Origin of the sequence: Actinacidiphila yeochonensis CN732, from assembly GCF_000745345.1 — a bacterium.
GTDB lineage: Bacteria > Actinomycetota > Actinomycetes > Streptomycetales > Streptomycetaceae > Actinacidiphila > Actinacidiphila yeochonensis.
Map to the genome: position 1 here is coordinate 2,797,941 of NZ_JQNR01000005.1, position 12,900 is coordinate 2,810,840.

A 12,900-nucleotide genomic window follows, 5' to 3' on the forward strand; every position below is an offset into this window, starting at 1 on the left:
ACTCGGGAATTGACATCCGGCAGGTGTGTTCCTGGCCCAGCCGGCTGTCACTTGTCCGCCGAACGGGCGCAGAGGTGCGCGGCCAAGTGCTGCTCGGCGGCCGTCCGGTGGCGATAGAGCTGCCGCACACTCACCCCTCGCTCCGACGCGAGTCGGCTCATGGGCTCGCCTTCAAGGCGCGTACGGGCGATCAGTCGGGCCTCGGCCACATCGAGCGCGTGGGCCTGCACAGCGCGGGCCAGCACCGTCAACTCGTCCACCGGCTCGTCGCTGTCCTCCTGTGAAGGGGCGCACAGCTGGTCGAGGAGGACTGCGGTCTGGCCGGTTTCCCGGGTGGCGCAGCGCCGGGCGGCGTACGCCAGCCGGTGCACGGCCCGATCGGCTGCGCTGAACAGCTCCCGATCCAGCCGCTGCGCCCCGGGGTCCACAGTGCTCAGGGCCGTGGCGACGGCGGCCAGGGCCTCCTGCTCGACCTCAGCGCGCTCCAGGTGGACGGGGCGGGCCAGCCGGGCGAGCATCCGGCGCAGCACCGGGACGGTCATGGCCACGGCCACCACGCCCCACGGCTCGCCCAGGTCGCGGGAACGCCGGACCACCTCACGCCAGGTCTGCTCACGCAACTCGGCGCGGGTGGACGGGTGGGCGAGGTTGGTGCGGACCCGGTCAACCGGCCAGACCGCACGGTCGGGTTCGTCGCACACCAAGTGAGCGGGGAATGTGAGCGGCTCCACGCCGTGGGCGAGCGCGAGGAACGCCTGCTCCAGCTCCGCGAGGGGAGAGCGAAGGGCGCTCTGCGGACGGGCGACGGCGGGGCGGTGGGCCTGGCGAGGGTGGTACATCGCATCTCCTGTGGCGGCGTGGACAACTTCCGCCGTCACCCCTCCCAAGCCCCCGTGCCACCGCCGGACCACTCACCCGCCGGTGCTGTGCCACTGCCGGCCAGGTGGTCCGGCATGTGCGATGGCCCGGCCGCGGCCCTCCCCGTACTGCCTGGAGTTACGCCCTGGCCGGAGCACCTCGAATCGAACAGAGAAATCTTCGACCTCGGCATGAGCCGCTCCGGCGCCGCGGGCCGCACCGGTTCGGCGGTGGCTCGGCGGTGGCACGGGGCTGGCTCGCGTACGCGACTACCTGGGCAAACGGGATGCTGCTCTCGCACACATCGCGGTGAGCCTCCGCCACGGCGCCCTCCTGACCCCCTGGCGGTGTCATCCCCCGCCCCCGCCGCTGGGGGCGAAGAGGACACGTTCGGACGCTCTACAACATCCTGGTCACCTACGCATTGTGACCCCCGCTGGGGGCGATGAGGACCCGTCCATCCACTGCGCGCCGGCCAGCGTGCGGGAGTAGTTGTGACCCCCGCTGGGGGCGATGAGGACCCGTGGTCGTGACCGGGTGGCAGCGTGCAGGGCATCTGTTGTGACCCTCGCTGGGGGCGATGAGGGCCTCGTCCGCGCGGGCGAGGAGAGTTTCCGCGGCGTGTTGTGACCCCCGCTGGGGGCGATGAGGACGTGGAGGTGGACCACCAGCACATCCACCTGCCCGTGGTGTTGTGACCCCCGCTGGGGGCGATGAGGACAGCGTCGTGCAGCCGCACGGTAAGGGTGGCCGTGCCGTGTTGTGACCCCCGCTGGGGGCGATGAGGACGTCTGATCGGTCACTTCGGTCAGCTCCCCGCTGCCAGTTGTGACCCCCGCTGGGGGCGATGAGGACGCCAAACACTTCCACCTGTGACCATGAAGAAGATCTGGTTGTGACCCCCGCTGGGGGCGATGAGGACTGGCGGACGGCATGCTGCCCGCCCCGGTGGCCATGGGGTTGTGACCCCCGCTGGGGGCGATGAGGACAGACAGCATGAGCAGCACCGACCCGGCGCCCACCGTGTTGTGACCCCCGCTGGGGGCGATGAGGACGGGGCGCCTACCGCTTCACCGTGGTGCCGCTGGACTGGTTGTGACCCCCGCTGGGGGCGATGAGGACACGGTCAGCTCGACCACACCGCCCCCGGGCTGCAGCACGTTGTGACCCCCGCTGGGGGCGATGAGGACGAGACGAGGACGCGTGGACGAGGTTCCGCCCGAGGCGTTGTGACCCCCGCTGGGGGCGATGAGGACTGGCTTTGCCCGTCCGGCGTTACCCGGTCCTGAACGCAGTTGTGACCCCCGCTGGGGGCGATGAGGACGGGCGTCCGCCGGCGACGGCCGGGTCTGCCCCGTCTGGTTGTGACCCCCGCTGGGGGCGATGAGGACTCGAGCCCGCGTGCGAGGGCCACACCGGCGAGGACGCGTTGTGACCCCCGCTGGGGGCGATGAGGACCAGTACGGCGCCACCTCCGACCACCCGGTCTCCCGCACGTTGTGACCCCCGCTGGGGGCGATGAGGACCCGCGGGCGCCAGGGGTGACCTGCGCGTACACGTAGTTGTGACCCCCGCTGGGGGCGATGAGGACCTGGTCACACCCCTTGTCCAGCCGCTGGGCAGGACTGGTTGTGACCCCCGCTGGGGGCGATGAGGACTCGGCGTCGCCCGGATCACCGACTGCCACCAGGACCCGTTGTGACCCCCGCTGGGGGCGATGAGGACTCGCGCGGCCGTACACGGCGTCGCCGGGACAGGAGCCAGTTGTGACCCCCGCTGGGGGCGATGAGGACCGGTGCCGGGGGCGTCGGGGCGGATCACGGCCTCGTGTTGTGACCCCCGCTGGGGGCGATGAGGACCCGCGACGACCGCGACCGCGCCGTCGGAGAGTACTTGTTGTGACCCCCGCTGGGGGCGATGAGGACCCGGCGACACCTTGCCGATCGGGCCCGAGCCGACCCGTTGTGACCCCCGCTGGGGGCGATGAGGACGGTGCGAACTCGAAGCGCAGCCCGTAGGCGTGGGGGTGTTGTGACCCCCGCTGGGGGCGATGAGGACGACCCCCGGCGGGGGCGTGACGTGGGACGACTTCTCGTTGTGACCCCCGCTGGGGGCGATGAGGACCGCTGATGGCCATCGGGATGAAGCCGTTCGAGATCACGTTGTGACCCCCGCTGGGGGCGATGAGGACCCGGCGGAGGACGCGGACAGCGCGACCGCTCCCGAGGCCGCGTTGTGACCCCCGCTGGGGGCGATGAGGACTGCTCGTCCCGCGTCAGGTCGGGTGCCGGGCCGCGGCGTTGTGACCCCCGCTGGGGGCGATGAGGACGGCCAGGTCTGGCCGCTGATGTTCCAGCGGGTGGAGTTGTGACCCCCGCTGGGGGCGATGAGGACTTGAGGAGCGCGGCCAGGTCCTTGCCCTTGATCTTGAAGTTGTGACCCCCGCTGGGGGCGATGAGGACGATGAGGGCCACCCCCTCGCCCCCTACGTCGTCGGCCGGTTGTGACCCCCGCTGGGGGCGATGAGGACACAGCACCGCCACCCACACCAACACGGACGGCTCGATGTTGTGACCCCCGCTGGGGGCGATGAGGACAGCCGCACCGCTACCTATCCACCGGCTGCCTCCACGGGGTTGTGACCCCCGCTGGGGGCGATGAGGACGCGGGGGCGCCTCGACGTCGGCCGCCTCGTACGACACGTTGTGACCCCCGCTGGGGGCGATGAGGACCCGTCACCACGGACGACCCGCTCGTGATCCTCGCTACGTTGTGACCCCCGCTGGGGGCGATGAGGACGTAGCTGGTAGGAGGCCCGCGCCTCCTCGCCGTCCAGTTGTGACCCCCGTTGGGGGCGATGAGGACTGGACGTCCTGTACCGGCTCCGCGCCGCGATCGCCGCGTTGTGACCCCCGCTGGGGGCGATGAGGACGAGACGGAGCCCGTCTCCCCCGCCCCGCAGCGGCCCGGTTGTGACCCCCGCTGGGGGCGATGAGGACGCTCTTTCGCGCCCTTCGGGAGCTTGAAATACGGCCAGTTGTGACCCCCGCTGGGGGCGATGAGGACCGACCCCGAGAACCGGCGCCCCGACATGCTGCTCCTGTTGTGACCCCCGCTGGGGGCGATGAGGACGCCCACGACCGCCGCGTCCCCGGCCCGGCTGCGTGCGTTGTGACCCCCGCTGGGGGCGATGAGGACCCGCCGGCCGGGGCCGCGGCCGGTACCTGTGCCCGGTGTTGTGACCCCCGCTGGGGGCGATGAGGACACCTCCTGGAGGTTGACGACCCCTCCCGCGTGATCTTGTTGTGACCCCCGCTGGGGGCGATGAGGACAGCTGGGGCGGCACGGGCACGATCCGGAGCCTGTGCTCGTTGTGACCCCCGCTGGGGGCGATGAGGACTCGGAGGGCGGGGCTTCTCTTCATGCCCGGACCGGAGGTTGTGACCCCCGCTGGGGGCGATGAGGACGCCTGAACGCGGTCCGTCGGTGGTTGGACGCCCTCGAGTTGTGACCCCCGCTGGGGGCGATGAGGACGCGTCCTGCATCTGCTTGTAGGCCTTGGTCCGGTGTAGTTGTGACCCCCGCTGGGGGCGATGAGGACACTGGGATTTCACCTGGTTCACCGACTGGATCAGGCGGTTGTGACCCCCGCTGGGGGCGATGAGGACGACCTCGTGAAGGAGGACACGGCGGCCGGGCGGTACCGTTGTGACCCCCGCTGGGGGCGATGAGGACCCCTCTACTATCAGTTGGCCGCCGCCCCCCTCTACATGTTGTGACCCCCGCTGGGGGCGATGAGGACCCTGCGGCCGCCGCCACTCCCGGACCGAGTTCCGGTGGTTGTGACCCCCGCTGGGGGCGATGAGGACCTGCTCGTGCCGGGGCCGGGGCCACGGCGTCCGCGTGTTGTGACCCCCGCTGGGGGCGATGAGGACTTCCCGAGGATGGACTCGTTCCCCTGGCGGTGCTGTCGTTGTGACCCCCGCTGGGGGCGATGAGGACACGACGGTCCACACGTTGCCCGCCACGGCGGTCACGTGTTGTGACCCCCGCTGGGGGCGATGAGGACCCCACGGTAAAGCCGCAGGTGGCCGAGGGGAAGTCTCCCGCGTCCGGGGGTGGTTTTGCAGCGGGTCTCCGGTTGTGCGGCTGGACCCGGCGTGGCGCTGAAAAACGTGGTGGTGGGGGAGGTCAGAGGACGTCGGTGGGTGCGGGTTCCACCGCGCCCCATTCGAGGCGTTGGGGGACGGCTCCGGGTGGGAAGGTGTAGACGAGGACGCTGTCGTAGGCGAGGTCGAGGACGGTTTCGACGGCGTTGTGGAAGCGGCGGAGTTGGGCGTCGCTGAGGTGGCCTTCGAAGACGCTGCGTTGGACGTGGTGGAGGTACTTGCGGCAGGTGCGGAGGATCTTGGGGTTGCGTGCGGCGAGGGTGTCGTAGACGACAACGACGTACACGGTTCGGCTACCACCAGATCCGGAAGGGCTTGTAGGGGGTGCCTTCGAGGCAGTGCCGGGTCAGGGCGAGGGCGTCGAGGTAGAGGAGTTCGTCGTAGGCGACGTTGCGGGCCAGGGTGCGGTGGGTGACGGTGACGGCGAACTCGTCGCGGATGGTCTGGACGACGAGTTTGCGTCCGGTGTCGCTGAGCATGGCCTGGTTGGTGTCGCGGTCGAAGTGGTGTTCCTTCAGCTGGTTGCGGGAGGCCATCCGCAGCAGAAGGCGTTCGGCCATCAGGGGTTTGAACATCTCCGAGAGGTCCAGGACCAGGGAGTGGCGTTGGCGTTCCATGGTGCCGTGGAGGAAGGCGATGCCGCTGTGGAGGGGGGTGAGGCGCACGGCGGTGAGGACGCGGGCGTAGGTGATGCCGTTGACGTAGCTGATGAAGGCGTTGCCGGCGTTCCTGGGTGGGCGGCGGCTGCGGCCGTTGAGCTGGAGCCAGTCCGGGAGTTTGGTGTCGATGACCTCCCACGCGGATCGGCGGAAGGTGCCTTCGGCTCCCATGAGCTGGGCCTGGCTGGTGCTGTCTTCGATGGACTCGCGCAGGACGGTGTAGGGGCGGGCGAGGAGTTTGCGGTCGACGACGCGGCGGACGTTGAAGGCGCAGGCGTCGACGATGCTGCGGGCGATGGCCACGCTGGCGTGCGGGTCGCCGGCGGTGCGGGCCTGGGCGGCGACGGTCTCGCCGGAGGTGCTGGTGTCGGAGGTGAGGAGGGAGCCGGCGTAGTCGCCGTAGTAGCTGAGGAAGTGGACGTTGACGCGGTGGCGGTTCAGGAGGGAGATGACCGCGGTGTTGAGGTCGGTTTCGGCGCAGGCGACGATGTCGCGCACGTCGGTGACGGGGATGTGGACGTTGGCGGCGTTGTCCCGCTCGATGATCAGGGATTCGTCCTTGCGGCGGATACGGCACGGGCTGGTGAGCCAGTACGTGCGCGCGGCAGCGGGCATGGGTCACTCCGTCCAGCAGTAGTCGGTGAAGCTGCAACCCCGGCAGCCCGACCGGGCCAGGCGATCGGGGGATGCGGGGGCTTCGGCGACGGCGAGAACCGCTTCGACGTCCGCCTCGGCCTGGACGGCGGCCTGCTCGGTGTAGGGGAACTTCTGTGTGCGGCGCGTCTTCGGGTAGTGCAGGACGGCGCCCTTGGCCTCGATGCCGACACGGTGCAGCCGGTGGCAGTAGTGCCGGCCCTGCGCTTCGTCGGCCGGGCTGGGGCGGGAGGAGGACTTCACCTCGTGCACCCAGTGGCTGCCGTCGACGAAGTCCAGCTTCGCCGCGCCGAGGTCGACGGGGGTGTTGCGGGTGTAGGAGGTGTCGTGGACGGCCTCGCCGCTCTGGACGGCCGCGTTCAGGTGCTCGGGCCGGATGCCGCGCAGGTACAGCCACAGCTGGCGGCGGCAGTGATAGAGGTACTTGATGTGGACACCGCCCACGTCGTCGTAGGTGATCACGGCTACTCCGCGGCCGGCGAGGGTGTGGTGTTCACAGGACTTCCCCGGGCCGGTAGGTCTGCTGGGCCGGTCCGTGTACGGACAGCAGGCCACGCTCCGGGTCGTACTCGCCGTCGACGGTGCGGACGTTGAGCTTCTTCTCGAAGGTGGTCAGGTTCGCGGCCCAGTACGGCATGGGGATGAGGTATTCGTCGGCGAGGAGGCGGCCTGCCTGGCCCTGCGCGAGCTTCAGGGCCTTCTCGTAGGCGTCGCGGTCGTCGTTGAGGACGGCCTCCGTCCCGTCGAAGAGCCTGTCGAAGGTGGTGCTGAGTTCTTCGCGGTCGTCGTAGGGATGGGTGAAGTCGAGCAGGGCCTTGGTGAAGTAGTCGCGGTGCTCGATGACGCTGTCGCGCCAGCGTTCGCCCCAGGTGGATTCGTAGATGTCGTCGAGCCAGCCGGTGGCGTGCGATTCGTCGACGATGGCGCCGTCGTGCTTCAGGAGGATGTTCCAGGCCGCTTCCACGGGTTCACGCGGGTAGATGCCGTCGGCGTACTCGTCGGTGGTGTTGCGGCGGGTGGTCCAGGTCGGGGCGTGCACGATGACGTCGGCGGGCGGGCGGGCGGCGACCCGGTTGACCCGTCCGAAGCGCTGGAGGAGTGCTTCGAGGGGTGCGGCGGCGGTGAAGAGGACGTCGAAGTCGACGTCGAGGGAGACCTCGACGGCCTGGGTGGCCACGAGCAGGCCGGGGCGGCGGGTGCCGTGGGTGCTGTAGCGCCGGGTGATCCGGTTCTCGATGGCGGTGCGGTCGCCGCGTTTGAAGCGGGAGTGGAGCAGGAGGGCGGCGTCGGCGCCGTGCCGTTCGGTGGCCTCCGGAGCGAGGGCGTCGAGGAGTTCGAGTGCGTGGGAGACGTTGTTGGCGACGACGAGGACGCTGTCGTCCGCGCGCAGGCGGGCACGGATCTCGTCGAGGGCTGCGGGGGCGGTGAGGTGGTGGTCTCTGGTGGCCAGGCGGTGGCGGGGCCGATGCGCTGCGGAGCCTGGAACGGAGGTGATCGTGTCGCGGCCCAGGGTGCGGGCGAACACGTCGGCGAGGGCGTCGGGCAAGGTGGCGGACAGGACGGCGATCCGGCCGCCGAGGCGTTGCCACAGGCGCGCGGTGGCCAGGAGGTAGCCCAGCCGTTGCTCGTCGTAGGCGTGGAGTTCGTCGAGGATGAAGACGGAGTTCGCCGCGTCGATGAGGGTGCCGGAGTGTGCGGTGCCGGCCAGGGCGGCGCGCATGAGCTGGTAGGGGGTTCCTACCCGTACGGTCTCTCGGAAGTGCCGGGTTGCCGCGGCGCGCGAGACGGCTTTGGCTGCTGCGGCCACGCGGGCGGCGCCTTCGGCGTCGTCGCCGTCCTCCGGGGCGATGGCCCGGGCCAGGTGGTAGGAGGCGGCGCGCGAGTGGGTGACGCCGATGGCGGAGTCGTCGCCCAGGAGGGTGCTCAGGCGGGTGGCCATGGCGTTGATGGAGGCGAGGTAGGGCAGGGTGTAGAAGGTGCGGGGGACGCCGCCGGTGAGCCGGGTGAGTTCGGCGGCCTGGCCGGCGGCCCACAGCAGAGCGGCCTCGGTCTTGCCGCTGCCGGTGGGTGCCCGCAGCAGCAGGTTGCCCGAGGTGGCGGCGGCCTGCTCCTGGGGGGGGCGGAGACTGCCCCTGCGGGAGGCGAGGTGCTGTTCGATCCGGGGCCGCAGGGTGGCGTCCAGCGGTTGGCGGTGGTCCAGGTCGCGGTGGGCTGAGGAGAGGTGGTCGGCGAGCGTGACGGCTCCTTGGAGCAGGACACTCGCCAGGCCCTCGTCGGCGCTCACCGAGCGGTTGTGCCAGCGGGCGAGGAGGTCGCCGAACTGGCGGTGGGCGTCCTCGGTGAGTCGCGCGGCGGTCAGCGGCACGGTGGCGGCTGGAGCACCGGGCAGGCCGGCGGCGGAGGCCGTGTCCTTGAGCCACGCCAGCAGCGCGGTGACGGCGTCGTCGGGGATCGGCCCGAACCGCTCGCGTAGTTCGCCCAGATCGCTCTCGCGATACTGCGTGGCGAGGTCATGGATGCCCTCGCTGGTCACGGGGCGGTGGTGGGTGGCGACTGCGGCGGCCACCCAGGGGAGCAGGTCCTCGTCGTCGAGGAGGTGGGGGAGGAATCCGAGCGAGAGCACTTCGTGCCGTTCGCCCCACCGACGGGCGCGTCCGTTGACCATGTCCTGGAAGCCGTCCGGGATCTTTCCGGCGTCGTGGGCAAGGGCTGCCCAGGCGGCGGCGCTCCAGAACTTCCCGGACACGACCGCGTCGGCGATCTCCACCCGGCCGACGCGGCGTTGCAGCCCCCGTACGGCCGCGAGGGTGGCTGCGAGGTGCGCGGTCAGCGACTCCGCCGGCCGACCGGCGGCGGGGCTCTTCGCGCGAAGTCGACTCAGCGCCGTCGGCGTTGTGGCCGTGCGTGTCCGCTCGCGCGGCCGGGCCGCCGCACCCGGGTGAGCGGATTCGAGGAAGACGACGGCCTGCCCGTCGGAAGCGGACCAGCTTCCCGGCACGGTGTTCTCAGCGCGCCCCGTGGGGTCGAACCGGAAGGAGCCCCACCTGGTGTGCCCTCGGTCCGCGTCCACGGCGACGGGGAGCCGCAGGCTGGCGCCGCGGCCTTTCTGGTCCTGATCCGGGACGATCGCTCCGCGCTGCTCGCCGGGCCGTGGATCAAGTGCGACGTCCCGGAGACGGATGCCGACCAGGTCTTGGCTGCGGCCCAGCCGCAGCGTCCACACGGGTCGCCGCAGTCGTGCCCGCCACACCTCGCGGTCGTCCAGAATCCATACCCGGAGGACGGCGTCGGCGAGGAACTCGTGGAGGTACGGTGCCGGGGTGCTCAGGCGGCCGGAGCCGTCCAGGGGGCGGTAGGTCTCCAAGTCGGCCCCCTTGCCGCGGGCGTGGAAAGCCATGGCGAAGGTCAGGCCGGGGTCGACGTGCCGCCAGCCGCCTGCCGCCGCAGCCAACATGCCGCCGACGGTGCTCGGCGGGGGACAGGGGTGCGTGGCCTGGAGGCCGGTGAGGAGCGAGTTGCGGAAGGAGACCACGGGTACGGTGATCGTCACTTCCAGCGCGGTACGAGGAGCCGGCTCCGTGTCGGGCGCTGCGGTGGCGTCGGTCACTGCGGGTCCTCGAACCACGCGTCTCGCGCACCGTCGTGAATCCGCTGCGCCAGGTCCTTGAGCACGGCGCGAGGGTGGCCGAGAACGAGCACCTCGCCGTCGATGAGTTCCTTCAGGTCGCGTCGCGCTTGTTCACGCTGGTCGCCGAGGAAGCCGGGCGCCCAGCCCAGAAGGACCGGGCCGTCCAGTTCGTCGGCCCACTCCCCCATCTCCTCCCTCAGCGTGCGGACATCGAAGACGGGTTTGCCGTCCCGCGCGGTGAGGATGCGCGTGAACGGGTTCACGCCTCCCTTCATGGGAGCGAGCAGCACCATGGCCGGGGTGCGGTCTCCGTAGTGCATGGCCTGCTTGGCGCCGCCGCGGAGGCTCGCGAGCGTGCGCAGCAACAGGGCGACGCGGCGGCGGCGTTCGGCCATCGGCAGTCGCACCGCCTTCGTGCCGCGGAAGACGGTCTCCTCGGCTCCGGCGGCCACCGCCTCGGCGGCCGCGGCAGGGTTGAGTGCCACCCGCAAGCCGCTGCCGTCGGTCTCGAACACCCCCACCCGCGGCAGATCGAGCAGGACGTCGCCGGCCAGGACAGCCGAGTACAGCTCGTGCTGGTGCAGCACCGGTGCCTCGCCCGCGGCGAAGTCCCGGCTCATCGTGCCGAAGTCCGTCGCCGGCCTCTGCGGAACGACCGACACGAGGGTGCCCGTGGCCAGGACGGTGTCCCTCTGGAAGTTCTCCTTCTTCACCGCCAGCATGTAGCCGAACAGGTCGTCGTCGAGAAACCTATCGGGGCGCGCGGCGGTGTACGCCTGCTGACTCTTGTCCTTGCCTGAGCGGATGACCTCCGAGCGCGGCTCCTGAGCCGGCATCGAGTCCCGCAGCCAGCGGCGGAACGCCTGAGCGGACACGTACGGGTACGTGTCGCGCCCCACCCGCAGCGACTTCACCTTGGCGATGTTGTCCTCGCCCTCCCCGTTGTTCGGGGCACCGGCGACGACATCCTCCACAATCTTGCCCACCAGATAGCTCACTGGTCCTCCTCGTCATCGCTGTCGTTCTCTGCCAGGAACCTGCGGTCCTCGGCATCCATGTCGGCCAACGTCTCGTCAGGTTCCTCGGCCCCGCGGGCGCTCCAGCCCAGCCGCGCCAGCTCCTCCAGCACGGTCACCAGCAGCAGATCGCGGTGGAGCCATGCGGCGTTGTCCGAGCCGGGGTCGAAGAGCAGCACGAATCCGCGCTCGCTCACCAGCGGGCCACGGTCCCGAACGTCCTGCGCGCCGCTGCCCACCCCCGCCCACACCACGGCCTGCCGCGTCAGCCACAGCCGCAGGTCCTTGGGCGACCGGACCTTGGCCCGCAGCTCCCTGAGCGAGCCGAGACCCTCGTCCGCACTCAGCACGGCGGCCACCTTGTGGCCGGTGCTCCTGATCTCCGCCAGGTCCGCCTCATTCACCTGCATCACCTCAATCGCGAAAGTCGTCAGTAGTTTCGCCAGCCCCTTCAGCACGACCGGGTCGCTCCCCTGCCGGCCGAGCAGCAGCGCCATGCCCTGAACACCCCGGGAGACGACCCGCGCCGGGTCACGAAAGGCATTCCGGGCCAACGCCAGCAGCCCCCGGACGTTCTCGGTCGTGTGCGCCCGCACCAGCACCTCGAACCCCGCACGCCGGCCGCTGATGCGGGACGAACGGCGCAACCATTCGGCCAGTGGCTGGGTAAGGCTGTAGCTGTCCAGGAGCTGACCGCGGTTGTTGTTGTTGAAGACGAGCATCTCCACACCGTCCGTGAGCGGCTGGGCATACGCCCTCAGCGCCCGCAGCGCCACGATCTCCCGCCGGTCGCCGTCCTTGTCGGCTTCCCGGCCGAACTCGGCGAGTACCAGGTTCCGCGCCACCTGCCGCGCGATCGTGTTCGCCAGGAACGGCTCCGCCCAACTGTGCAGCGCAACGGAGGAGCCGCCGGTCAACTGGCAGCCATACGGCAACGCGTAGAACGACGCCACGCACGGCCAGCACAAGGCCATCCCTTCGTGCCCCCGTGGCGTGGTATTCCGGTACGCCTCGCTCTGAGCGAGCGCGACATCCCTTTTGCCGTAGAACCCCACCGCCGCGCGCCCGCACAACACGCAGTCCACACCGGGGCTGTGCCCCTCCGGCTCAGACAGCCAGGCGCGCACCGCGGCCATCACATCAGCGTCGGACTTCGACAGCCCTTGGTCGTTCTTCCCCTTGCGCCGGCCGGGATGGTTCATCGGCGAGTTCGGAAAGAAGGACAGACTCACCTTCTGCCAAAAGCCGTCGGGTGCCTTGCTCTCCTTGAGCGCGGCCCGAGCGGCGTTCCGGGCCACGATCTCCATCGCCCGAGCGAATCCCTCCGCGTCCACCCCTTCCACGTCCACTGCGTCCTCAGGGCGGGGCCTGGCCAGCGCGGCCAGGGCGTATGCCCCAACCCGCTGCAAAGGGTGGGGTGTGAGCACCAGCCGCAGCCGATCGTCCGTGCCGGAGTCAGTACCTCTCACGACCGCACCCACCCGAATCCCGCCGAGTTGGCCTGCCCCAAACCCCAGCTCCACAACGCGCGCAGTGTTTCCGGCGCACCGGACAGCTCGACCTCTACCGCGGCGCCCGGCTTCGACCCTCCGCCCACGCGAAAGGAGCGCTTCGGGCCGACCCACGTCACGGCCTCCAATTCCACATCGGACTCCAGCCCCAGCGTCTCGGCCTTGCGCCGCAGGTTGCCCTGCATGTACGCGGGCCATTCCATCTCCGTGGGCAGCACCCACGCCCCGCGCCTCTCGACCGCCTCCCGCTCGTTCCCCCCGACACCTTCATCACCACCGGAGTCGTGGTCCTCCAACGCACCCGGCCCGAGGCCAGCCCCGGCGGCTCGACCACTTCAAGGGCGGTGATCCGCAGGGCGACGCCGCCCCAGTCCAGGAGTTCCTTCCGCGCGAATCCCTGGGCAA

General features: G+C 70.6%; 8 protein-coding genes and 1 CRISPR repeat array. All 8 genes read right to left on the bottom strand.

From position 1 onward, the window contains the following. Nucleotides 1-47: 47 nt before the first annotated feature. Entirely contained in the window at nt 48-839 is a 792-nt protein-coding gene (locus tag BS72_RS23700; RefSeq protein ID WP_037913374.1) for a sigma-70 RNA polymerase sigma factor region 4 domain-containing protein, read from the bottom strand. Nucleotides 840-1,281: 442 nt separating this feature from the next. Next, a CRISPR array of direct repeats spans nt 1,282-4,927; the repeat unit is 30 nt; unit sequence GTTGTGACCCCCGCTGGGGGCGATGAGGAC. Between the two features lie 122 nt (nt 4,928-5,049). Beyond that, the gene (cas2, locus tag BS72_RS23705) at nt 5,050-5,313 is read right to left on the bottom strand and encodes a CRISPR-associated endonuclease Cas2 (RefSeq protein WP_037913376.1); all 264 of its coding nucleotides are present in this window, start codon (nt 5,311-5,313) and stop codon (nt 5,050-5,052) included. Nucleotides 5,314-5,320: 7 nt separating this feature from the next. Next, the gene (cas1b, locus tag BS72_RS23710; protein WP_037913378.1) at nt 5,321-6,301 is read right to left on the bottom strand and encodes a type I-B CRISPR-associated endonuclease Cas1b; all 981 of its coding nucleotides are present in this window, start codon (nt 6,299-6,301) and stop codon (nt 5,321-5,323) included. A gap of 3 nt (nt 6,302-6,304) precedes the next feature. Beyond that, entirely contained in the window at nt 6,305-6,802 is a 498-nt protein-coding gene (locus tag BS72_RS23715) for a CRISPR-associated protein Cas4 (RefSeq protein WP_037913380.1), read from the bottom strand. A gap of 31 nt (nt 6,803-6,833) precedes the next feature. Beyond that, complete coding sequence (cas3, locus tag BS72_RS23720) at nt 6,834-9,947, bottom strand: CRISPR-associated helicase Cas3' (protein ID WP_198545943.1); 3,114 nt, start codon at nt 9,945-9,947, stop codon at nt 6,834-6,836. Beyond that, nucleotides 9,944-10,966, bottom strand: a complete 1,023-nt coding sequence (gene cas7i / locus BS72_RS23725; protein WP_037913382.1) for a type I-B CRISPR-associated protein Cas7/Cst2/DevR — start codon at nt 10,964-10,966, stop codon at nt 9,944-9,946. Before cas7i ends, cas3 begins: the two co-directional genes overlap by 4 nt. Next, complete coding sequence (locus BS72_RS23730; protein WP_157856320.1) at nt 10,963-12,291, bottom strand: hypothetical protein; 1,329 nt, start codon at nt 12,289-12,291, stop codon at nt 10,963-10,965. The genes cas7i and BS72_RS23730 overlap by 4 nt, the downstream gene beginning before the upstream one ends. A gap of 158 nt (nt 12,292-12,449) precedes the next feature. Then, a complete protein-coding gene (locus BS72_RS37460) occupies nt 12,450-12,713 on the bottom strand; it encodes a CRISPR-associated endoribonuclease Cas6 (RefSeq protein WP_198545944.1) in 264 nt (87 codons plus the stop codon). Nucleotides 12,714-12,900: the final 187 nt, after the last annotated feature.

Coding starts and splice junctions, on each gene's coding strand:
- BS72_RS23700 (WP_037913374.1), bottom strand. CDS start 839: ATGTACCACCCTCGCCAGGCCCACCGCCCCGCCGTCGCCCGTCCGCAG.
- cas1b (WP_037913378.1), bottom strand. CDS start 6,301: ATGCCCGCTGCCGCGCGCACGTACTGGCTCACCAGCCCGTGCCGTATC.
- BS72_RS23730 (WP_157856320.1), bottom strand. CDS start 12,291: ATGGAGATCGTGGCCCGGAACGCCGCTCGGGCCGCGCTCAAGGAGAGC.